This window comes from Streptomyces sp. NPDC002835 (genome assembly GCF_053591995.1).
In genome coordinates, this window is record NZ_JBSFUW010000014.1 from 25,825 (window position 1) to 47,394 (window position 21,570).

At 72.1% G+C, this 21,570-nt stretch carries 19 protein-coding genes; 10 read left to right on the forward strand and 9 right to left on the reverse strand.

The window, feature by feature from the left end; translation table 11 throughout:
• The first annotated feature begins 103 nt into the window (after positions 1 to 103).
• The 5 genes from ACWD01_RS17390 (at position 104) to ACWD01_RS17410 (ending at position 4,378) form a co-directional block, all read left to right on the forward strand.
• On the forward strand, positions 104 to 817 hold the full coding sequence (locus ACWD01_RS17390) for a sugar phosphate nucleotidyltransferase (RefSeq protein WP_451162618.1): 714 nt from the start codon (positions 104 to 106) through the stop codon (positions 815 to 817).
• Between the two features lie 6 nt (positions 818 to 823).
• Complete coding sequence (locus tag ACWD01_RS17395; protein ID WP_451162620.1) at positions 824 to 1,756, forward strand: NAD-dependent epimerase/dehydratase family protein; 933 nt, start codon at positions 824 to 826, stop codon at positions 1,754 to 1,756.
• Entirely contained in the window at positions 1,753 to 2,409 is a 657-nt protein-coding gene (locus ACWD01_RS17400; RefSeq protein ID WP_451162622.1) for a spherulation-specific family 4 protein, read from the forward strand. The genes ACWD01_RS17395 and ACWD01_RS17400 overlap by 4 nt, the downstream gene beginning before the upstream one ends.
• Positions 2,409 to 3,191, forward strand: a complete 783-nt coding sequence (locus ACWD01_RS17405; protein WP_451162869.1) for an endo alpha-1,4 polygalactosaminidase — start codon at positions 2,409 to 2,411, stop codon at positions 3,189 to 3,191. Before ACWD01_RS17400 ends, ACWD01_RS17405 begins: the two co-directional genes overlap by 1 nt.
• Positions 3,192 to 3,403: 212 nt before the next feature.
• Positions 3,404 to 4,378 (forward strand): DMT family transporter, encoded by a 975-nt coding sequence (locus tag ACWD01_RS17410; RefSeq protein WP_451162624.1) that lies wholly within the window; start codon positions 3,404 to 3,406, stop codon positions 4,376 to 4,378.
• On the opposite strand, the gene ACWD01_RS17415 is transcribed toward ACWD01_RS17410, so the two are convergent.
• Both ACWD01_RS17415 and ACWD01_RS17420 read right to left on the reverse strand, forming a co-directional pair.
• Entirely contained in the window at positions 4,259 to 5,545 is a 1,287-nt protein-coding gene (locus ACWD01_RS17415; protein WP_451162626.1) for a peptidoglycan DD-metalloendopeptidase family protein, read from the reverse strand. The two genes, ACWD01_RS17410 and ACWD01_RS17415, sit on opposite strands and share 120 nt — an antisense overlap.
• Positions 5,546 to 6,478: 933 nt before the next feature.
• Positions 6,479 to 7,720 (reverse strand): ROK family protein, encoded by a 1,242-nt coding sequence (locus ACWD01_RS17420; protein WP_451162628.1) that lies wholly within the window; start codon positions 7,718 to 7,720, stop codon positions 6,479 to 6,481.
• A 240-nt stretch (positions 7,721 to 7,960) separates the two neighbouring features.
• Between ACWD01_RS17420 and gndA the strand changes: the two genes are divergently transcribed.
• Positions 7,961 to 9,403 carry an NADP-dependent phosphogluconate dehydrogenase gene (gene gndA, locus ACWD01_RS17425; RefSeq protein ID WP_451162630.1) on the forward strand — a complete coding sequence of 481 codons (1,443 nt, stop codon included), beginning with the start codon at positions 7,961 to 7,963 and terminating at the stop codon, positions 9,401 to 9,403.
• Between the two features lie 468 nt (positions 9,404 to 9,871).
• Here the strand turns inward: gndA and ACWD01_RS17430 are convergent, their stop codons facing one another.
• The 5 genes from ACWD01_RS17430 to ACWD01_RS17450 form a co-directional block, all read right to left on the reverse strand.
• Positions 9,872 to 10,507, reverse strand: a complete 636-nt coding sequence (locus ACWD01_RS17430) for an aspartate/glutamate racemase family protein (RefSeq protein WP_451162632.1) — start codon at positions 10,505 to 10,507, stop codon at positions 9,872 to 9,874.
• Between the two features lie 34 nt (positions 10,508 to 10,541).
• Positions 10,542 to 11,372 carry an MBL fold metallo-hydrolase gene (locus ACWD01_RS17435; RefSeq protein ID WP_451162634.1) on the reverse strand — a complete coding sequence of 277 codons (831 nt, stop codon included), beginning with the start codon at positions 11,370 to 11,372 and terminating at the stop codon, positions 10,542 to 10,544.
• A gap of 170 nt (positions 11,373 to 11,542) precedes the next feature.
• Complete coding sequence (panD, locus tag ACWD01_RS17440; RefSeq protein ID WP_451162636.1) at positions 11,543 to 11,965, reverse strand: aspartate 1-decarboxylase; 423 nt, start codon at positions 11,963 to 11,965, stop codon at positions 11,543 to 11,545.
• Between the two features lie 1,267 nt (positions 11,966 to 13,232).
• Positions 13,233 to 13,892: a response regulator gene (locus ACWD01_RS17445; protein WP_451162638.1), complete on the reverse strand. Its 660-nt coding sequence runs from the start codon at positions 13,890 to 13,892 to the stop codon at positions 13,233 to 13,235.
• A 2-nt stretch (positions 13,893 to 13,894) separates the two neighbouring features.
• Positions 13,895 to 14,848, reverse strand: a complete 954-nt coding sequence (locus tag ACWD01_RS17450; protein WP_451162640.1) for a HAMP domain-containing sensor histidine kinase — start codon at positions 14,846 to 14,848, stop codon at positions 13,895 to 13,897.
• Positions 14,849 to 15,404: 556 nt separating this feature from the next.
• Between ACWD01_RS17450 and ACWD01_RS17455 the strand changes: the two genes are divergently transcribed.
• The 4 genes from ACWD01_RS17455 to ACWD01_RS17470 all read left to right on the forward strand — a co-directional run bounded on the left by ACWD01_RS17455 (position 15,405) and on the right by ACWD01_RS17470 (position 19,550).
• Positions 15,405 to 15,692, forward strand: a complete 288-nt coding sequence (locus ACWD01_RS17455) for a DUF3040 domain-containing protein (protein ID WP_451162642.1) — start codon at positions 15,405 to 15,407, stop codon at positions 15,690 to 15,692.
• 42 nt (positions 15,693 to 15,734) lie between these two features.
• Positions 15,735 to 17,258 (forward strand): potassium/proton antiporter, encoded by a 1,524-nt coding sequence (locus tag ACWD01_RS17460; RefSeq protein ID WP_451162644.1) that lies wholly within the window; start codon positions 15,735 to 15,737, stop codon positions 17,256 to 17,258.
• Between the two features lie 582 nt (positions 17,259 to 17,840).
• Entirely contained in the window at positions 17,841 to 18,326 is a 486-nt protein-coding gene (locus ACWD01_RS17465; RefSeq protein WP_451162646.1) for a cation:proton antiporter regulatory subunit, read from the forward strand.
• Positions 18,327 to 18,332: 6 nt separating this feature from the next.
• A complete protein-coding gene (locus tag ACWD01_RS17470) occupies positions 18,333 to 19,550 on the forward strand; it encodes a cation:proton antiporter (RefSeq protein WP_451162648.1) in 1,218 nt (405 codons plus the stop codon).
• A gap of 137 nt (positions 19,551 to 19,687) precedes the next feature.
• On the opposite strand, the gene ACWD01_RS17475 is transcribed toward ACWD01_RS17470, so the two are convergent.
• Together ACWD01_RS17475 and ACWD01_RS17480 are read right to left on the reverse strand one after the other, a co-directional pair.
• Positions 19,688 to 20,584 (reverse strand): universal stress protein, encoded by an 897-nt coding sequence (locus ACWD01_RS17475; RefSeq protein ID WP_451162650.1) that lies wholly within the window; start codon positions 20,582 to 20,584, stop codon positions 19,688 to 19,690.
• Positions 20,581 to 20,997 carry a hypothetical protein gene (locus tag ACWD01_RS17480; protein ID WP_451162652.1) on the reverse strand — a complete coding sequence of 139 codons (417 nt, stop codon included), beginning with the start codon at positions 20,995 to 20,997 and terminating at the stop codon, positions 20,581 to 20,583. Before ACWD01_RS17480 ends, ACWD01_RS17475 begins: the two co-directional genes overlap by 4 nt.
• Positions 20,998 to 21,570 lie beyond the last annotated feature (573 nt).

Sequence of the window (21,570 nt, forward strand, 5' to 3'; positions counted from 1 at the left end):
TCCGAGCACGGGTCCGACGCACAGGTCCGGCCCACCGGGGGAATCCGGCCCGGACCTCCCGCCCGGACCCTCCACACGGCAACCGACCGCACAGGGGAGCCCCATGCACGCAGTGATACTCGCCGGAGGCAAGGGCGTCCGGCTCCGCCCGTACACGACCGCCCTGCCCAAACCGCTGGTGCCCATCGGCGACCAGCACGCCATCCTGGAGATCGTGCTCCGCCAGCTGGCGACCGCCGGCTTCAGCAGCTGCACGCTCGCGATCGGCCATCTCGGCCACATCATCCGCGCCTACGTCGGCAACGGCTCCCAGTGGGGGCTGCGGGTCGGCTACTCCAGCGAGGACAGCCCCCTCGGCACGATGGGTCCGCTGCTCACCATGACGGACCGGCTGCCCGAGCACTTCCTCGTGATGAACGGGGACGTCCTCACCGACCTGGACTACGGCGACGTGCTGAGACAGCACACCGGGTCCGGCGCGCCGCTGACCGTCGCCACGTACGCCCGCAAGGTCGCCATCGACTTCGGCGTGCTCACCACCGAGGCGGGCAGGGTCACCGGTTTCGCGGAGAAGCCGAGCATGGACTACCGGGTCTCCATGGGCGTGTACGGGCTGAGCCGGAACACCCTCGCCGGGTACACGCCCGGCCTGCCGCTCGGTTTCGACGAACTGATGCTGGACCTGCTGAAGGCGGGCGACCCGCCGCACGCCTACGAGTTCGACGGCTACTGGCTCGACATCGGCCGGCCCGACGACTACGACCGCGCCAACGCCGAGTTCACCACCCACCGCGGCCTGCTGCTCAAGGGGGCGTGAGCACAGGTGCGCATCCTCCTGCTGGGGTCCACCGGATTCCTCGGCGCCCACACCGCGACACGACTGCGCGCCCTGCCGGACGTGCGGCTGCTGCTCGGCGGCCGGACGCTCGGCTCGGACCTGGAGGCCGATCTGACCGCCGACCCCGAGGTGCTCGCGTCGGCGCTGCGCCTCGCGGCGCCCGACGTGGTCGTCAACTGCGCGGGGCTCGTCGCGGGCAGCGCCGTACGGCTCACGGACGTCAACGCACGAGGCCCGGCCGCCCTGTGCGAGGCGATGCGCGACACCGTGCCGGACGCGCGTCTCGTACATCTGGGCTCGGCGGCCGAGTACGGTCCCACCGTGCCCGGTGAGCCCGTCGCCGAGTCGGCCCCGACCCGGCCGCTCGGCCCGTACGGCGCGACGAAGCTGGCGGGGACGGTCGCCGTGACCGCCTCCGGAGTCGACGCCGTGGTCCTCCGCGTCTTCAACCCGGTCGGCCCCGGCGCCCCGGCGGCCGGGCTGCCCGGCCGGCTCACCGCGGAGCTGCGGCGGGCCGGCGGGCGCGGCCGGGTCCGGGTGGGCGACCTGTCGGCGTACCGGGACTTCGTCGACGTACGGGACGTGGCGGACGCGGTCGCCGCGGCCGTGACCGCGCAAGGCCCGCTGCCGCCGGTGCTCAACATCGGCAGCGGGCTCCCGACGCAGGTGCGGGAGCTGGCGTCGCTGCTGGTGGAGGCGGCGGGCTTCGGCGGGCACCTCGACGAGGCCGGCGACGGGTCCGGGCGCTCTGCGGCCGTGCCGTGGCAGGCGGCCGACGTCTCGGCGGCCCGCGCCGCGCTCGGCTGGCGGCCGCGCCGGACACTGGCCGAGTCGGTCGCCGACCTGTGGCAGGCGGCGGGCGGGGGCGCCGGGGCCATGGGCTCCGGCCCCGTACAGGCGGTGAGCGGCCCGGCATGAAGCTGCTCGTCCCTCTCTACGTCCACCCCGGCGTCGACCCGGCCGCCTGGCGGACGCTGGTGGACCACGCTCCCCTGCTGTACGGCGTCGTGCTCAACGCCGCCGACGGTCCGGGGACCGCGCCGGACGCCGGGTTCGCCGCGGCGGCCGGCGCGCTGCGGGCGGCCGGTGTGCGGGTGCTCGGCTATGTGGACACCGACTACGGACGCCGCTCCGCCCGCGCCGTCGCCGGCGACTACGAGCGTCATCGCGACTGGTACGGCACGGACGGGTTCTTCCTCGACCAGGCCGCGCCCGACCAGGCCGGGGTGCGCCACTACCGGCGCCTGGCCAGGGCGGCCAGGTCGCACGGGGCGGGGACGGTCGTCCTCAATCCGGGGGTGCATCCCGCGCCCGGCTACGCGGCGTTCGCCGACCTGCTGGTCACCTTCGAGGGCGGCTGGGAGGCGTACCGCACGGCCCCGGCCGCGCCGCCGTGGACCGGGGCCCATCCGCCGGAGACGTTCTGCCACCTGGTGCACGGGGTGCCGCGCGCGCTGTCGGGGCTGGCCGCCCGCACGGCCGCGCTGCGCCGGGCCGCGGTGCACTGCGCCGTCCCTGGCCGGGGGCCCAACCCGTGGTCGGCGCTGCCGCCGGCCCTGGGCGCGTCGTGATCTCCCGCTCCCGTGCGGTCCTCGCCGCCCTGCTGCTGGTGCTGCTCGCCGCCTGTACGGCCCCGGACGGCGGCGGCCCGCGGCCGCTGTGGCTGCCGCAGCCGGGCACGGACTGGCAGTGGCAGCTGGACGGGACGATCGACCACGGCGTCGACGTGCCGGTCTACGACATCGACGGCTTCGAGAACGACGCCGCGACCGTACGCCGGCTCCACCGCGAGGGCCGCAAGGTCATCTGCTACATCAACGCCGGCGCATGGGAGGACTTCCGCCCCGACGCCGGCGACTTCCCGCGCTCGGTGCTGGGCGCGCCCAACGGCTGGGCGGGCGAGCGCTGGCTGGACATCCGCCGGCTCGACGTACTGGAGCCGCTGATGGCCGAGCGTATCGAGATGTGCCGCGAGCGCGGCTTCGACGCCGTCGAACCGGACCTCCTCGACGGCTGGACCAACCACACCGGCTTCCCGCTGACCGCCGCGCACCAGCTCGCCTACAACCGGATGATCGCGCGGCTCTCCCACGAGCGGGGACTGTCGGTCGGGCTCAAGAACGACCTCGATCAAGTGCCGGAACTGGTCGACGACTTCGATTTCGCGGTGAACGAGGAGTGCGCCCAGTACGGCGGGTGCGCGGCCCTCACCCCGTTCGTCGCGGCGGGGAAGGCCGTCTTCCACGTCGAGTACGCGGTCCCGGTGGAGCGGTTCTGCGGTCAGGTGACCCGGCTGGGCTTCAGCTCCATGCGCAAGAAGCTCGACCTGGGGGCGTGGCGGCAGCCCTGCTGACGCCAGCCGCGGGCCGGCCGCAGAAGTGGGCGTTCGACCGCCGCCGAACGGATACTGGAGACGAGCCGTGTGCACCCCGACCGCCCCGGCCGGAGTACGCACGCCCACCCGGAGGCGGACCTTGGAACCGTCCCCGTACTACTTCGGCAGTACGGGCAAGTGCCTGCTCAAGAACGACGACGTGACGGCGGAAGGGGGACAGGGTTGTCACTATGAGCTCCCTCGCGCTGTCCGTGCTCCTCTCGCTGGTCTCCGCGGTCGCCTACGCGGCTGGGGCGATCCTTCAGGAACACGTGGCGACCACCACACCCTCGCGCCCGTACGCGCCCCTGCACCAGCCCGGCTGGTGGGCCGCCGTCGCCCTCAACTGCACGGGAGCGGTCCTGCACGTGGTGGCGCTCGCGTACGGCCCGCTGAGCCTGGTGCAGCCCCTGGGAGCACTGACCATCGTCTTCGCGCTGCCGATGGCCGCTCTCTTCGTACGGCGCAGGGCGGGCTCCACCGCCTGGCGCGGCGCGATCATGGCCACCGTCGGCCTCGCCGGGCTCCTCGCCCTCACGGGGGAGACGGAGTCCCGCCCGCTGGACGCGACCGGGCGCGGCGCCCTCGCGATCGCCACCCTCGGCACGGTCGCGCTGCTCTTCCTGGCCGCCCAGGGCGTGCACCGGCCGATCCAGCGCAGCATGCTGCTGGCGGGCGCGGCCGGCGTCGCCTTCGGCATCGCGTCCGTCTTCACCAAATCGGTCGCCGTGGACTGGCTGTGGAGCTCGCCGTTCGCCCAGTGGCCGAGCCTCGCGGTGATCGCCGCGCTGGCCACCGGCGGCCTGCTGCTCTCCCAGGCGGCCTACCGCGGCGCGGGGCTCGCCGCACCGCTGGCGACGCTCACCGTCGTCAACCCGGTCGTCGCGGCGGTCGTGGGCATCACCATGTTCGGCGAGGACTTCCGCTACGGCGTCGCGGGCACGGTGCTCGCCCTCGGCTGCGGCGCGGTCGCCGCCGGCGGCCTGATCCTGCTCACCGTCGAACGGCTCGGCACCGGGCGGGCGACGCGGCCCGGGCAGCCCTTGTCAGATCGACACACCTCTCGCCCGCAGGTACGCGAGGGGGTCGATGTCGGAGCCGTACCCGGGTCCCGTGCGGATCTCGAAGTGGAGATGCGGCCCCGTGCTGTTGCCGGTGGATCCTGAGCGCGCGATCCGCTGACCGGCACCCACCTGCTGACCGGCCCGCACGTTCATGGCCGACAGATGCGCGTACTGGCTGTACCTGCCGTCGTTGTGCCGCACGACGATCTCGTACCCGTACGCCCCGGCCCACCCGGCCGACACGACCTTCCCGGCCGCGACCGCCTTCACGGAGGTGCCGGTCGGGACGGGGAAGTCGACGCCCGTGTGGTAGCCGCTCGACCACGACGAACCGGTCTTGCGGTAGGAGGTCGAGGGGCCGGCCGCGACGGGGGCGACGCTGGGCGCGGTGGGCGCCTTCGGCGCCGTCGTCTGTGGCTTCTGCGGCTGCGGCCGGGGCTTCGACTGCGGCTTGTCCTGCTGGGGCCTTGCTTGCGGCTTCTCCTGCTTGGGCTGCGGCTTTGCCTGCTGCGGCTTCTCCGGCTTCGGCTGCGGTTTCGCTTCCGGGCGGGACTCCGGCTTCTCCGGCCCGGGCTGCGGCTTCGGGGCCTCGGTTCTGGGCTGCGTCCGCTCCTGGGGCGGGGCCGTCCTGCCCTGCAGGGTCAGCCGCTGTCCGGGGAAGATCAGATCGGGGTCGTCGCCCACGACCGCGCGGTTCTGCGCGTACAGCCCCTGCCAGCCGCCCCTGACCCGCTCCGAGCGCGCGATCTTGGACAGCGAGTCACCGCGGGCGACGGTGTAGCCCTCGCGCCGCGTCGGCACGGTGGTCGGGGACGAGGCGTCCTTCGACACGATCCGCTTCGGCGGCGCGGCCTGCTGCGGTCCCGTCCCCGCGATGTCCGGGGCCTCGCCGCCACGGGTCAGCCCGGCCTCGCCCGAGCACGTCGGCCAGGCGCGCGGCCCCTGCCCCTCGAGAACCTTCTCCGCGACGGCGATCTGCTGGTCCTTGGTGGCCAGATCCGCGCGCGGGGCGTACCGCTGCCCGCCGTACGCCTCCCAGGTGGCCTGGCTGAACTGGAGACCGCCGTAGTAGCCGTTGCCGCTGTTGATCCCCCAGTCGCTGGTGGACTCGCAGGCCGCGACCTTCTCCCACACGTCCACGGACGCGGCGTGCGTGGACCCTGCGCCGATCAGGGGCAGCGCGATGCCGGCGCCGCCGGCGGTGACGGTGAGCGAAGCGCGGTTGATTCGGCTCGGCTGATATCGGCGGTGCCGACCGGTTCCGGCCATGACGGTCTCCCCCTGGGCGCAATTCTGGTCATGTCGCAATCGAGCAACTTACGGGCCGCGTACGGACAGTGACAAGGCTTCAGCCCAACGCTGGCCCGATCCCGCCGGTGCCGGGCGGCGCCCGGTGGGTCCGGGTTACGCGCCCGGTCCTGGCCCGGTCCGTGTAGTTCGGTGTCCGGGTGCCGCGCGTCCGGGCGGGGCCCGGGGCTTCCGGTCCTGGCCCGGTCCGATGCCGTTTGGCGTCCGGGCGAGGCCCGGTCCTGTGCGCTTGCGTCCGGGTGCCGCTCCGGGGGCATGTCCGGGACTGCTTTCTCGTACTTGCCCCGCCCCAACTAACGACGCCTTACGTCCCGAACACACCCCCTGCGCGTCCCCCTGCCCGGGGCGGCCGTTTCGCCCCCGCCGGTGGGCGTGTGCAGGTGAGAGAAGTCCCCCACCCCGCCCCTTCCCGAAACTGGGGCTCCGCCCCCAGACACCGACGAGGCGCGCCCGGGCGGCGGGCCCCGAACCGGGGCTCTGCCCCGGCCCCCGCGGGAGACGCGGCACCCGTGCGGGTACGCCGGTTGGCGCGAAAGTGTCGCTCCACCGGGAGCGGTCGCGCCGCCACCGGCCGGAGCGTAGCGAGGGCTCCGGGCCGACGCCCCGGCAGTGGATCCGCGCGCGGGCAGTTGCCGACGCGCACCAACCCGTGCGGGAAGGGGAACCCTTGGGGCTACCACCGGTCGGGACGGGCCCCACGCGGCGGGGGGCGGGGTCGCAGGAGGGGGGTGACCGGACGTAAAGCGACGCGACTCGCGCGAAGCGCGGTGAGGACAGCAGTCCGGGATCCCCCTCCGGAGACCCCGGCCCCCGCACCACCCACCGGGCGGTGGCCCGGACCCGGCCCGGACCCGGCCAGAGCTACCGGACCCGGCCCGCCCGACCCGGACAGACCTACCGGCGACCCGCCGCGTGCCCGCCGCCGTGCAGGAACGCCGACAACGGGAGCGTCGCCGCTCCCACCGTCACCGCGTCCGGTCCGAGCCGGCCAAGTTCGATCGCCGTGCGGGACGCCGCGTGAGCGAGCGCGTACTCGCCCGCGTAGCGCCGCACTTCGGGCAGGAGGCGCGGCCCGAGCTGCAGCCCGGCCCAGCCGCCGAGGAGGATGCGCTCGGGCCGGAAGAGGTTGATGAGGTCGGCGACGGCGGCGCCCAGGTATTCGGCCGTCTCGTCGAGGAGGGCGAGCGCGGCGCGGTCCCCGGCGCCCTGTTCGGGATACGCCGCCGCGAGCAGCGCGCTGAGGGCCGACTCGTCGTCCGCGTCGGCGGGCAGCGGGCCGCCCGCTTCCCGCCAGCGCTCGCGCAGGGCTTCGGCGCCCGCGTACGCCTCGAGGCAGCCGAGGGAGCCGCACCGGCAGCGGCGGCCGCGGATGTGGGCCACGGTGTGGCCCCATTCGAGGGCGTCGGTGCGGGCGCTCTCGTCGGGCGTGGCGGCGTGGACGACGCACGCGCCGACGCCGGAGCCGATGAGGGCGACCGCGGCGGAGGCCGCGCCCCGGCCGCCGCCGAACCACATCTCCGCCTGCCCGAGGGTCTTGGCGCCGTTGTCGATGAACAGCGGTGCCTCGGGCGGGATGTCGACGCTCTTGCGCAGCAACTGCTCGAAGGGGACGGCGTTCCAGCCGATGGTCTGGCCGTGTACGACTGCGCCGTCGGCGGCGTGTTCGACGATGCCGGGCACGCCGATGCCGACGCCGAGCAGCCGGCCGGGGTCGGCGTCGCCGTCGCGCAGGACGTCGGCGACGGCGGCGCGTACGTGGGAGACGATGCGGTCGACGTCGTAGCCGTGCCGGGTGATCGGCCGCTCGGTGCGGGCGAGTTCGGTGAGGGAGAGATCGAAGAGCTCGGCCCGCACGCGGGTCTCGCCGATGTCGATGCCGATCAGCAGTCCGCTGCCGGGGGCGACGCGCAGCAGGGTCCGAGGTCTGCCGCCGTCGGAGTCGACGATGCCGGCTTCTTCGAGGAGGCCGTCCGCGGCGAGTTCGGAGACGACGTTGCTGATCGAACCGGAGCTGAGTCCGGTGGCCGGCCCGAGCTCCTGACGGCTCAGCGGGCCGTCGAAGTACAGCCGCTGAAGGACCAGGGCGCGGTTGCCGCGCCGCAGGTCACGCACTGTCCGCCTCTTGCCTTCCGCCATGGTGCTCCTTCCCGGGAACGCAACATACCCCGGCAGGGTCACCGCTCCGCGGCCAGGGGCGCGACGCCCGCGGGCCGCCGACGGGGGCGCAGCCGTGCGGCGGCGACCCGACAAGGACGCGGAGGATCGGGTGCGGATGTCCGCCCGTGGCACCAGGATCGGTGAATGGCCCGCCTCGCCCGTACGTATGCGTAGGGGCGCAGGGCCGCACGTAATCCACGGACTTCCAGGAGCACACGCATGAGTGGAACAGCTCGGATCGGCGTCACGGGGCTCGCGGTGATGGGCCGCAATCTGGCCCGGAACTTCGCCCGCAACGGCTTCACGGTGGCCGTCCACAACCGTACGGCGGCCAGGACGCGCGCCCTGGTGGAGGAGTTCGGTCACGAGGGCACGTTCGTCGCCGCCGAGTCGGCGGAGGAGTTCGTCGCGGCGCTGGAGCGGCCGCGGCGGCTGGTGATCATGGTCAAGGCGGGTGAGGCGACGGACGCGGTGATCGAGGAGTTCGCGCCGCTGCTCGAGGAGGGCGACGTCATCATCGACGGCGGCAACGCCCACTTCGCCGACACCCGGCGCCGGGAGAAGGAGCTCCGGGAGCGCGGCATCCACTTTGTGGGCGTCGGCATCTCCGGCGGCGAGGAGGGCGCCCTGCACGGTCCGAGCATCATGCCGGGCGGCTCGGCCGAGTCGTACGCCTCGCTCGGTCCGCTGCTGGAGCGGATCGCGGCGAAGGCCCCGGACGGCACGCCGTGCGTCACCCATGTCGGGCCGGACGGCGCGGGCCACTTCGTGAAGATGGTCCACAACGGCATCGAGTATGCCGACATGCAGCTCATCGCGGAGGCGTACCACCTACTGCGCGCGGTCGCGGGCTTCTCCCCCGCGCAGATCGCGGAGACCTTCCGCACGTGGAACACGGGGCGGCTCGACTCGTATCTGATCGAGATCACCGCGGAGGTGCTGGCGCACACGGACGCGGCGACGGGCAAGCCGTTCGTCGATGTCGTCATGGACCAGGCGGAGCAGAAGGGCACGGGCCGCTGGACGGTGCAGATCGCGCTCGATCTGGGGGTTCCGGTGTCGGGGATCGCGGAGGCGGTCTTCGCGCGGTCCCTCTCGGGCCACGCGGGGCTGCGGGACGCGTCGCGCTCGCTGCCCGGCCCGCAGCCTGAGCCGATGGCCCCCGAGGACGCGGCGCGCTTCGCCGACCAGGTCGAGCAGGCGCTGTACGCGTCCAAGATCGTGTCGTACACGCAGGGCTTCCACCAGGTGCAGGCCGGCAGCGACGCGTACGGCTGGGACGTGGACGCCGGTTCCGTGGCGGCGATCTGGCGGGCCGGATGCATCATCAGGGCCGCGTTCCTGGACCGTATCCGCGGGGCGTACGACGAGCGGCCGGATCTGCCGAGCCTGCTCGCGGACAAGCAGTTCGCCGAGGAGATCGGCGCGGCGCAGGACGACTGGCGGCAGGTCGTCGCGACGGCCGCCCGGCAGGGCGTGCCGACGCCGGGCTTCTCGGCGGCGCTGGCCTACTACGACGCGCTGCGCGCCACGCGGCTCCCCGCGGCGCTCACGCAGGGGCAGCGTGACTTCTTCGGTGCGCACACCTACCGGCGGACCGACCGGGAGGGGTCGTTCCACACCCTCTGGGGCGGTGACCGCACCGAGGTGGACGCGGGCTGACGGGCCGGGTCGGGCCGACGGGGTCGTCTTGCCGGGGCCCGGCCGTTCGGTCGGGGCCCGGCGGCTCGCTCAGGGCCCGGCGGGGCCCGGCTGGGGTTCGGGTTCCGGTACGGGGTCGGGGCTCGGTCCGGGCGGCTTCGGGATCGGGTCCGGTGAGGGGACCGGCGGCGGGCTCGGCGTCGGCACCGGCCCGGGCAGCGGACCCGGGTCCGGCGGCGCCCCGGGGTCGGGCGTCGGCACCGGTGGTGCGGGGTCGGGGTACGGGTGCGTCATGCCGGCCTCCAGGGTGCGAAGTCGTACGTCGCGCATGTCTCCGGTCCGCGTTCCCATGCGGGCGGGATCCACTCCCCGCGCGACGGGACGATCTCACCGGGGCCGGGGCGGACCGGAGCGCGGCCTCGCCGGGGGCGTGCGCCGGGGAGCGTAAGGACTCCCGTGGCGCCCGGGGCGTGTGCGGCGGCGTGCCGCTCAGGAGACGGCCGCGTGCACCGCGGCCGCCGCCGCCCGCAGGCCGGGCCGGGGGCTGGACAGCACGGGCACACGGCTGCCGGTGCGCTCCGCGGCAGCCGCCATCGAGGCCTGGGCGAGCACGATGACGTCCGCGTCGCCGATCCCGTCCACGGCGGCGGTCACCGCCGCCAGGTACCCGTCCCGGTCGCCCGCCTCGAACCGCTCCCAGGCGCCCTCGACGAGCACCGTCCTCAGCTCGGTCTCGCGCCCCGCCGCCTCGTCCCGGATCAGGGCGGCCGTCGGCGCCAGCGTGCTGTGCAGCGCCGCCACCACGACGATCCGCCGGTGCCGGGCCGCCGTGGCCGCCATGGGCCGGTCGACGCGCAGCACCGGTACGCCGAGGGCGTCCCCGCAGGCCTCGGCGACGTCGCCGATCGTGGAACAGGTGCACAGCGCGGCGCGCGCACCGCCGGCGACCGCGTCCCCGAGGACGGCGGCCACGTCATCGGCGACGGCCTCGGGCCCTTCGCGTACGGCGCGGGCCAGCAGTTCCTCGTGCACGAGGTGCCGAATCGCCAGCGACGGGTGCTCGCCGTCCCGCAGACCGTCGAAGACGGGCACATGGACCGGGGACGTGTGCAGCAGCGCCAGCATGACCGGGATGGTACGCGGCGCGGCACGGGCGTCGTCAGCCGGGCACCGCGGGCGCCGACGGGGCTTCTCCCGGCTCGAAGGAGGCGAGCAGCAGCTCCAGGGCGGCCTGGTCGGGTCCGACGAACGGGTCGGCGCCCGGGGCCCCGCTGATGGTGTCGATCATCTGCGGTGTGCGGCCGACGGCGGGCGGCAGATGCGTACTGAGCACGGCTTCGGGGGCCATGGCCCGCAACGGCTGGACGGTGGACAGATACCTGGCGGGGTCGACGTTGTGGATCCACGGGCTGTCCACGGTCGCCCAGAGCAGCTGGCCGGCCCGCAGCTCGTCGTCCTTGACGTCGCCCACGTGTCCCGCGGCGGCGAGTTCGGCCGTGGGCATCGGGGCACCGAAGCAGTCCGAGCTGAAGCAGGTGCGCGACGCGTCGTCGTAGAAGCCGGTCGTGGCCGGGTTGTCGAACAGCGGCGGCCGGAAGGCCCTGAGCGTACGGTCGCCGACGTCGAGGGACTGGCCGGGATTGAGCAGATGGACCCGGTCCAGCGGCAACGGCCGCTCCGTGGACATGATGCCGACGCCGAGGTACGTCGTCACGAGACGGGCCCGGGGCGCCGCCTCCAGCAGCGCGAACAGCCCTCCGGTGTGGTCGCGGTCTGGATGCGTCAGCCAGATCCAGCGGACGTCCGCCGGGTCGACGACCGAGCCGAGCGTGTTGAGGAAGTCGCGGTCCGGCAGTCCGAGGCCCGTGTCGACGACGACGGGCTCGGCGGCGTGGAGCACGAACGCGTTGACCGGCAGGTAGCCGATGCCGGGCACCTCGAGGAAATCGTTGAGGACGGTGACGTCCCGACCGATCTTGTGAATACTCATAACGGCTCCGACGCCCCCTGGTGACAGGAAGGGGACCGCCGGCACAAACGCCCGCGCTCCCCGCGGGCCCCACGCTCAAGGCGTGCCCACCACCGGGCCGGGAGACTCCTGCTCCCAGTCTGCGCCCCGGCGGCGCGGCACGCCCGCGTGCGTCGTCGCGGGAGCAGACCTCAGAGCGCGGGAGCCGCCTGCGGGCTGCGCGCGGTGTCGCTGCCGGGCACCGGCTCCGAGGCGTCGGCCCCGAGCGCGACGATCCGGTTGTCGGCGTCCACGTGCACGACACTCGGCACCAGGGTGCGCGCCTCCGCGTCCTCGACCTGGGCGTAGCTGATGAGAATGACGAGATCGCCGGGGTGGACCAGGTGCGCGGCCGCACCGTTGATCCCGATCACACCGGAGCCGCGCTGCCCCTCGATGACGTAGGTCTCCAGGCGGGCGCCGTTGGTGATGTCCACGATGTGGACGAGCTCGCCCGGCAGCAGGTCGGCGGCGTCCATGAGATCGCGGTCGACGGTGACGGAGCCCACATAGTGAAGATCGGCCTGGGTGACGGTGGCCCGGTGGATCTTGGACTTGAACATGGTGCGCAGCATCGAGGTACTCCTGGAGCTAGGCTCCCTGCCTGCGTTTTTGCAGGTCAAGGGCGGTTTCCCTACCTTACAACGAGTCGTGTGCCCGGTCAGCACTGCCCAGGTCCTTCAGGACTCATGCTGACCACTTGCCGACTTCCTGACGCATCATCAGGCGACTGCAGGAGGGCTTCACCCGCCCTCCCGGACCCCACCGCGACGACGGCACAAGCCTACGCAGCGTCCCTCCAAGGGCGTCAGTGATCACCATCACACGGACCGTCTGGACGGCAGTCAGGAGCGAAGGCGCTCGACCGGAAGTCGGGCCACGCGCCGCCATGGTCGGCTTGCCCAGGCCCCTCGCATCCCGCCTCAAGAGAGGCACCCGCAGTTACACGAATCTGAATGGCCGAAGCAGGGCGGCAACATGGCGCCGGATCGCCGGCCGGCCAACAGGCGATTCTCATGATCATGGCTGTGGCTCGTCCGTGACTCCTGGCGGTGGCACAGGGTGGGTGTCAAGGACGTTGGAATTCGGCCCGAGCAGAGCGCGAGCCGCTGCCGCGATCAGGCTCAGGTCAGACTCAGGGAGCACCCTCCCGCCCGTCAGCATCCCGCCCTCCGCACGCAAGCTGTGGGATGTGCACGCCCGGCCGGGTAGCCGCTCTTCACCGAAGTTGGGGCGATCTCACCTGCCGCCACCCGTAGCAACCGGCTTTCGGTGTGCCCTGAACGGCTGGGTAGGGTCGCGGTACCCGAACTGGAGAGGCTTGCACGGCCAACCAGATTGTGATCGCGCAGACGACCAGCGACGACGAACACCAGGCTACGAGCTCAAGAGTTCGTAACACGATCACGAGTGGGCCTTCTTGAGGCGTCGCCGGCAGATGAGGCTGCAGGCGAGGGAGACGAAGGCGTCGTGGAGGTCGGTGCGGCGTTCCCATCGGACGGCGCGGTGGTGATGACCTTGAGCGGGGTGCCGCGTCCATCGCCGATCAGCTGGTGCTTGCTGCCCGTCTTGCGCCGGTCGACCGGCGTCGGACCGGTGTCGGCACCCCCTTTTCGCCCGGATGTGGGAGCCGTCCACGCAGGCCCGCGACCAGTCGAGTTCGCCCGCCGCGTTCAGTTCGGCCGGCAGAATCCGGTGCAGCTGGTCAAAGACGCCGGCCTGCTGCCACCGCTCCAGGCGGCGCCGGCAGGTCTGCCCGGAGCCGAACCACAGCTCCAGGGGCAGCAGTTGCCAGGCCAGTCGTCGTAGAGGACGTCCAGGATGCCCTTTGCTGTCCGGGCCTCATGGTTCGATCAGGCCGGCTCGGATGGCGTAGCGGGTGAGTTCCAGCCGGTCTTTGAGGCCGAGTTTGGCGAGCAGGTTGGCGCGGTGGCGTTCGACGGTTTTGGTGCTGATGAAGAGGAGGTCGGCGATCTCTTTCGAGGTGTGGCCTTCTGCGACGAGTTTGAGGATTTCTTCCTCGCGGTCGGTGATGGCTTTGGCGGGGAGGCTGTCGCCGTCTTTGGCGCGGTCGAGGTAGTTGCGGATGAGGGCGTTGATGGCTCCGGGGTAGAGGAAGGGTTCGTCGCGCATGGCGGCGCGGCAGGCTTCGACGAGGTCGCGGTCGGCGACGGATTTGAGGACGTAGCCGGCGGCTCCGGCTTTGAGGGCTTCGAAGAAGTACTGCTCGTTGTCGTACATGGTCAAGATGAGGATGCGCAGGTCAGGCTGGGTGCGGGAGAGTTCACGGGCTGCCTGCAGGCCGGTCAGTCGCGGCATGGCGATGTCGAGGATGGCCAGGTCGGGCTGTTCGGCGTGGGCCTTGTCGATGGCTTCGGCTCCGTCGCCGGCTTCGGCGACGACGGTGAGGTCCGGTTCGTTGTCGAGGATGAGCCGGACCCCGCGGCGGACCAGTGCGTGGTCGTCGGCGAGCAGGATGCGGGTCTTTGTCGGCTCGGACATGGTCAGTGGCTCCCGGATCGGGTGGGCACGTCGAGGCGTACTTCGGTGCCGCCCATGGGGCCGGGGCCGAGGGCGAGTTCCGCGCCGATGAGCAGGGCGCGCTCGCGCATGCCCCGGATGCCGGCACCTTCGGGTGCTCCTTGTAGTCCTCGGCCGTCGTCGCGGATGCGCAGTTCGACCCCGGTCGGGGTGCGGTGGAGGGTGAGATCGAGGCGCCTGGCGTGGGCGTGGCGGACGACGTTGGTGAGGCTTTCCTGGGCGACGCGGTAGAGAACCAGTTCGGCTTCCTCGCCCAGGGGCGGGAGATCGGGCTCCAGTTGCCGCCGGGCGGTGATTCCTGAGTGGCCGGGGATCTCGGTGGTCAGGGATTTGAGGGCGCTGACCAGACCGAGCTCTTCGAGGACGCCGGGGCGGAGTCTGCGGGCGATGCGGCGGATCTCGTCCAGACTGTCGCGGGTCGTCTCCTGGACCTGGTGCAGTTCGGTACGGAGCGGCTCGGGGGCTTTGTCGCCGACGCGTTTGAGTTCGAGCAGCACGGCGGTGAGGGTTTGTCCGATCTCGTCGTGGAGTTCCTGGGCGATGCGCCGTCGCTCGGCCTCTTGGGCGGACAGGGCGCGGGCGCTGCTGGTGGCACGTTCGGTCTCCAGGCGGTCGAGCATGGTGTTGAACGTCTTGATCAGGTCGGCGATCTCTCCGTGTCCGGCCACCGCCGGGCGGGGGCCGGGGCGCAGCAGGTCGATGGTGGTCATGGCTCGGGCGAGCCGGGCCAGTGGGGCCAGACCTACCCGGAGGAGCGCGGCGTTGGCGACGAGGAGCGTGACGAGACCGGCGGTGAGGATCAGAGCCTCGGTGAGCAGCACCGGAGTGGAGACGGTCACGGGGCCGAGCAGGAGCAGTCCGGTGGCTGCGGTCAGTACTGCCGCGTTGACCAGGAAGATCCGCCAGAACAGGGACACGGCTGCGGTGCCTCCTCTCACTGTGATGTCCTCACTATCGTCTGTATGGACGTTGCGCTCGGTTCACGGCTCTCCGCCTGCCGCGTTTCCGCTCTTGTGTCGCAGGGCCAGCCTTTCGGCGTGTGCTCGGTGCTGTCCATCGGGGCCGGCACCCATTTTCCGGACCGGTGTGCAGCCGTGCGTACAGGTCTCACCCCCCTTGGAAATGGGTGCCGGCCCCGATGGCCGCAGCCGGGGAGAACAGGTGATCGTGGAGCCAGGCCCGGTGGCTACGGCGGTGTTCGCCGCTGGCGACGCACCTCATCGCCTCCTCCAGCGACCTCGTCGTCCCTGACGAGCGCAGCGGTCACCGCCTTTCGTTCCGGCAGTTCCGCCGCGGCCTGCCTGATCGTCACGGCAGTCATCGTCGGAGTGTCGGCCCTGCATGTGAGCTGCGCCGCGTCGCCCTGGCCTCAGGGTGGTGACCGACCAGAAGGGAATGCATGCCACCACGAACCCGTCGCCACATCGGCCCGCCACCTCAGCCCGGTGGCACGAGTCCCAGGAAGCAGGGGCCATGGCCCGCTTCGACGACGAACACCTGCGCGACATCGAGGCCCGGCTGCAGCGCGACGACCCGCGATTCGCCGAAGCCCTCGGATCCGGGCAGCCGTGCCGTCCGCGTGAGTACCGGCACGGACGGGCCTGGCTGGTACTCGTCATCGCCCTCGTCTGCCTGGGCGTGGGCGTCGGCATCGGCCACGGCCTGCTCATCGCGTTCGGGCTCGTCACCGCCGGCGTCGCCGGGCACCTGTTCGACAGTCAGCGCGCCTGCTCAGGAAAGTACAGGCGTAGCGCCCGATGATGTCGGCCAGACAGTTGTCGGAGTGAGTACGGAGACGGCCGGATGACGCTGCAGCAGCTGTACCTGGTGCTGCTGATCGGCGGCACGGTGCTGCTCGCGAGTATTGCCGCTGCCCGGACCGCGAATCGGCTCGGGCTGCCCAGCCTGCTGCTGTTCCTCGCGGTCGGTGTGATCATCGGTGAGGACGCGCTCGGCCTGGAGTTCGACGACGCCCAGCTCGCGCAGTCCCTGGGCACCGCCGGCCTGGCCGTCATCCTGGTGGAAGGCGGGCTGACGACCCAGTGGTCGGACGTGCGGCGCCTGCTGGCGCCGGCCGGGGTGCTCGCCACCGCCGGCGTGGCGATCTCGGTCGCCGTCACCGCCGCCGGAGCGCATCTGCTGCTGGGCATGGACTGGCATCTGGCCCTGCTGCTCGGAGCGATCGTCTCCTCCACCGACGCCGCGGCAGTCTTCGCCGTCCTGCGGGCGCTGCCGCTCCCGCAAAAAGTCACCGGCCTGCTGGAGGCCGAATCGGGCTTCAACGACGCCCCCACCATCATCCTGGTCCTGGTCTTCTCCACGGCCGCAGCCGATCTGCCCGACCCCGTGCACATCATGGGCAACGTCGTCTACCAGCTGGCCGTCGGCGCGACCCTGGGACTGCTCGTCGGCCGTATCGGTGTGGCCGCGCTGCGGCACATCGCGCTGCCCGCCACCGGGCTGTACCCGCTGGCCACCGTAGGCTTCGGCATCATCGCCTTCGCCGCCGGCGGCGCCGCGAACGCCAGCGGCATCATCGCCGCCTACCTGTCCGGACTCGTCCTCGGGAACTCGAAGCTGCCGCACCGCGCCGCCACTCGGTCCTTCGCCGAAGGAGCCGGCTGGCTGGCCCAGATCGGTCTGTTCGTCATGCTCGGCCTGCTCGTCACACCCAGCGAGCTGCCCTCCGCGATCCTCCCTGCCATCGGTGTGGGCCTCGTCCTGCTGCTCGTGGCCCGGCCCGTGTCCGTCGTGGCATGCCTGCTCCCATTCCGCACGCCCTGGCGGGAAAAGGCATTCATCTCCTGGGCCGGGCTTCGCGGCGCCGTGCCGATCGTGCTCGCCACGTTCCCCATCGTCGCCGGGGTGGACGGCGCCCGGGAACTTCTGAACATCGTTTTCGTCCTGGTCGTCATCTTCACCATGGTCCAGGGGCCCAGCCTGCCCGCCGCCGCCCGCCTGCTCGGCCTGACCCGGCCCGGCGCACTGCGCGATGTGCAGGTGGAGAGCGCGCCGCTGGACGTCATGGACGCCGACCTGCTCACCGCCGCCATCCCGCAAGGCTCCCGACTCCACGGCGTCGCCATCTTCGAACTGCGGTTGCCGCCGCCGGTCGTCGTTACCCTGATCGTCCGAGACGGCACCACGATCGTTCCCCGCCACGACACCGTGCTCCGCGCCGGCGACGAACTCCTGCTGATCACCACACCGGGCACCCGGGACGCCGCCGAACGGCGACTGCGCGCCATCGGCCGGCGCGGCAAACTCGCGCGCTGGCACGGCGAACACGGAGACGCCGAGCCCGCCGACCGGAGCAGCAGCCCCTGACCGGCGAGCAGCAGGCAGATACGCACGGGGCCGGACCAGGCCCGCCGTCGAATTCTCCGCCAACTTGAGGCCCAACTCCCCTTCCGCCCATTTTGCGAACTTTTCCCTGCGCTAGAATTCTTTACTGCGTCATGACGCTCCATTGAGCGGATGCATGCTCATTTTTCGCGGGCGGCCAGTGCGCAGCCATGGATTCGCTGGGACGGGGGCATGACATGGGCCGACATATCCACGCCCTGGGCCTGCCCGTCGCCGCCCCGGCCTTCCGCTGCCCCACATCACGCGCCCCCAGGGCAGTACGCGTCGACAGGGCCGCTCGCGACAACGTGCCAGATACAGGCACCGGCTCCAGCAAACAGCGCGTCTGACGCGTCCCGATTCCCGGGCACCCCCTGTCTCCAGGCCTCACATCCTGACGCCCAGCGCGCCCGGGGCAGGCAGCGCGGGCGGCAGTGCTCGGCCTGCCGCGGTGAGGATGCAGAATCCATGTCGGGCAGGAGCTGACGCGCGAACCGCTCCAGCCCGGCTCGACCCGCCGTATCCGTCACCGCATGTTCGTACCGCTTCCTTTTGGAGCACGCCATGGAGCCGACAGCTCACGTCAGCAAGACCGCCCTGCCCGGGGTGGGCAACCGCTTCGACCTCGAGACCGAGGCCGGTGCCCATCTGTCCGTCGTCGTGCACCAGGACGGGCGGCGCATCCTCGCCTTCCATGATCCCGAGGACGACGACAGCTGCAAGGACGCAGCGCCTCTCGCACCGCACGAGGCGTCCGCGCTGGCCAAACTGCTCACCCCCGACCCGGTCGCACATCTGCACCAGCACCTGGAGATCGACCTGGTCACCGAGCACATCCCTGTCACCAAGCGGTCCCCGTATGCGGGCCGGCTGCTCGCCGACACCCAGGCGCGCTCCCGCACCGGCGCGTCCATCGTCGCCGTACTGCGCCGCACCGCCGCCGTCCCGTCGCCCACACCCGATTTCCGCTTCGCCATCGGCGACACGCTCGTGGTCGTCGGCACCCGCGAGGGCGTCGATGCCGTCGCCGAACTCATCACCGGAGGATAGAGGCCTGTGCACAACACCACTGCCATGCTCATCGAGCTCGGGGCGATCATCCTTGCCCTGGGGCTCCTCGGACGCCTCGCAGGACGTGTGGGCTTCTCCCCCATACCTCTTTACCTGCTCGCCGGACTCGCCTTCGGTCACGGCGGCATACTCCCCCTTCAGGCCAGCGAGGAATTCACCGCCACCGGCGCCGAGATCGGCGTCATCCTCCTCCTGCTGCTGCTCGGCCTGGAGTACAGCGCCTCCGAACTCGTCACCAACCTCAAGACCCAGTACCCGTCCGGCGCCGTCGACTTCGTCCTCAACGCCCTGCCCGGTGCGGCCGCCGCACTCCTCCTCGGCTGGGGACCGGTCGCAGCCGTCGCCCTCGCCGGTGTCACCTGGATCTCCTCCTCCGGCGTCATCGCGAAGGTCCTCGGCGACCTCGGCCGGCTCGGCAACCGCGAAACACCCGTCATCCTCGGCGTCCTCGTCATCGAGGACCTCGCCATGGCCGTCTACCTGCCCATCCTCACCGCGCTGTTGGCCGGAGTGAGCCTGGCCGGCGGCACGATCACACTGCTCATCTCGCTCGGCACCGTCGGCGCCGTCCTCTACCTCGCCCTGCGCCACGGCCGCGTCATCAGCAAGGCGGTCTCCTCCGACAACGCCGAAATGCTCCTCCTGGTCGTCCTCGGTCTCACCCTCCTCGTCGCCGGCATCGCCCAGGAACTCCAAGTCTCCGCCGCCGTCGGCGCCTTCCTCGTCGGCATCGCCCTGTCCGGAGAGGTCGCCGAAGGCGCCCGCACACTCCTCACCCCCCTCCGCGACCTGTTCGCCGCCGTCTTCTTCGTCTTCTTCGGGCTGTCCACCAACCCCGCGGACATCCCGCCCGTACTCATCCCCGCCCTGGCCCTCGCGGTCATCACGACACTCACGAAGATCGCCACCGGGTGGTACGCGGCCCGCCGCGCCGGGATCAAGACCGCAGGCCGCTGGCGCGCCGGCGGCACCCTCGTGGCCCGCGGCGAGTTCTCCATCGTCATCGCCGGCCTCGCCGTCGGCGTCGAACCCCGCATCGGCCCGCTCGCCACCGCCTACGTCCTGATCCTCGTCATCGTCGGCCCGCTGGCCGCCCGCTGGACCGAACCCCTCGCCCGCCGCCTCACACGCCGCCCCACACCCACGCCACCCGCCACCGCCCCCGCGGCAGAACGGATCGACGCCGCCCACACGAACAACTGAGCCGGCCACGGGTGACCGGGACCGCGCCGCCGGACATTCGGTGAACGGTTCGGACATGCGCCACGACTCACCCCTAGGGACACGGGCCGTGCCGGCTGGGCTTCGGCGGCGGCTCGGCCGCGGATGCCCCCGGCTGCTCAGCTGCGCCTGCCTTCCCTCGTTGGTCCCGGAACGACGGCAACGGGACACTGTGCCGTGTGCAGGACCTCGTTGGTCACGGAGCCGAGAAGCAGCGTGCGCAGTCCCGCCCGGCCCCGTGATCCGACGACGAGCACGTCCGCCTTCCTGGACAGCTCCGTCAGGTTCGTCGCCGGATGCGCTCCCCAGTCGATACGCAGGCCGACACGCACCTCCGGGTACCGTCCGGCGAACTCGGCGATCTGCCCGGTGAGAAAGCGCCGTGCGCTGTTCTCGGACTCACTCGCAGTCGACTCGTCCATACCGCTGTGGCCGGGGAGCAGAGGGGGGCGGTACATGGCGTGCACGACTTCCAGGCGGGCGGTCCGGCGGGCGGCCTCCGCGAACGCGAAGTCCAGCGCCTCCGGCCGGAAATGCACGATGTCGACACCGGCGACGACGACGTTGCTCGGCGGGCCGGCGTCTCTGCCCGGGCGGGTGACCAGCACGGGGCACTCGGCGTGGGTGGCCACGTGGAGGCTCACCGATCCCAGAGGCAGGCGCGGGAAGCCGCCGCCACCCCGGTGCGCCAGCACCACGAGTGAAGCCGCCGCTGAGCGCTCGACCAGTGTTCCGGCCGGGTCGCCGAGGGGCAGTTCTACGGCGACGACGATGTCCGGAAACGCGGACCGGGCAATGGCCTCGAAGTCGTCCACCAGGGCCGCGCTCCGCCGCACAGCCGCTCGTGCTTCCGCATCCTTCTCTGCCGCGTCACCCAGAGGGCTGGGCTGTCGGACGGCGTGCACCACGTGCAGCGGGACGGCGCGCAGTGCGGCCTGATGGGCGGCGTACCTGACGAGGGCGTCCTGGTCCGCGGCGTCGTCGACGCCGACCAGGACGGGCTTGGCATCAGTCATCTCGACTCCTGTCGGGGTGCAGGCGGCTCCTCGACGACGTCAAGAACGGCGGGCGGGGCCAGCCCGTTCGGCTGCAACGGCTCCTGCGTGCCGCTGGGTGACGACAGGATCGCTGTGAGGAGCAGTCCGAGAATGGCCACGGCGGCAAGTACCACCGCGGCCACGGCGCTCCACGAGCGCTGGTCGACGCCGTCCTCTGCCTGGTCGACGAGATCCTCGTCCGCAGCCCGGTCCCCGGCCCGGCCGTCGCGGCGGCCTGCTTGCCGCTCTTCGGCCTGTGCCGTCCCTTCATCGCCCAGGTCGGTGAACTGGCTGTTGATGGCTTGGATGCGTTGTGCCAGTTCGGGATCCTCGCGGGCGAGACTTCGTTCGATCCGGGCGAACGCATGTTCTTCGTTCATCGCGGAACTCATACCGATCGTCTCCCTGCTCCGGCGAATCCATGACTCACGGCCGAGGACCACTGTCGGCCACTGCATCCACTGCCTCCCGACACGCCGTTTCCCGGCACGCAGACTCCGGCTCCGGTAGAACGCGGTTCCCGCTCCGGTAGAACGCGGTTCCCGAGCTCCGGTAGAACGCGGTTCCCGAGTACCCCCTCCGCGGCACGCGAGACGTACGTCGGTGGAGGGAATGCGGCGCGGGCGTGGTCTCTTGGCCGAGCCATGGCAACGGGAGGACACAACCAGCCGTACAAGAGTGATCCGCGCGGCCCGTACCCGGTTTGCCCCGAGTCGACGTGGATACAGGGACCGCGTGCTCATGCCGTGTCCGGAGATCGGCACTTGCGGTGGCGGCATCCGGCGTCGGCGGTCCTGCCGCGCCTGAGCCGATCGCGGAGATCCGCCCGGGTCTCCGCGACGAGGCGGACCCCTCGTAGCCCCGGCGTGCGGGACGGTGCGTCCGGGGTGACGCTGGTGGCCGGGTGACCAGGTTCGACGGACCAGGGAGACGCCGTCGGCCCGGCCGGCCGCGTAGTGCGGCAC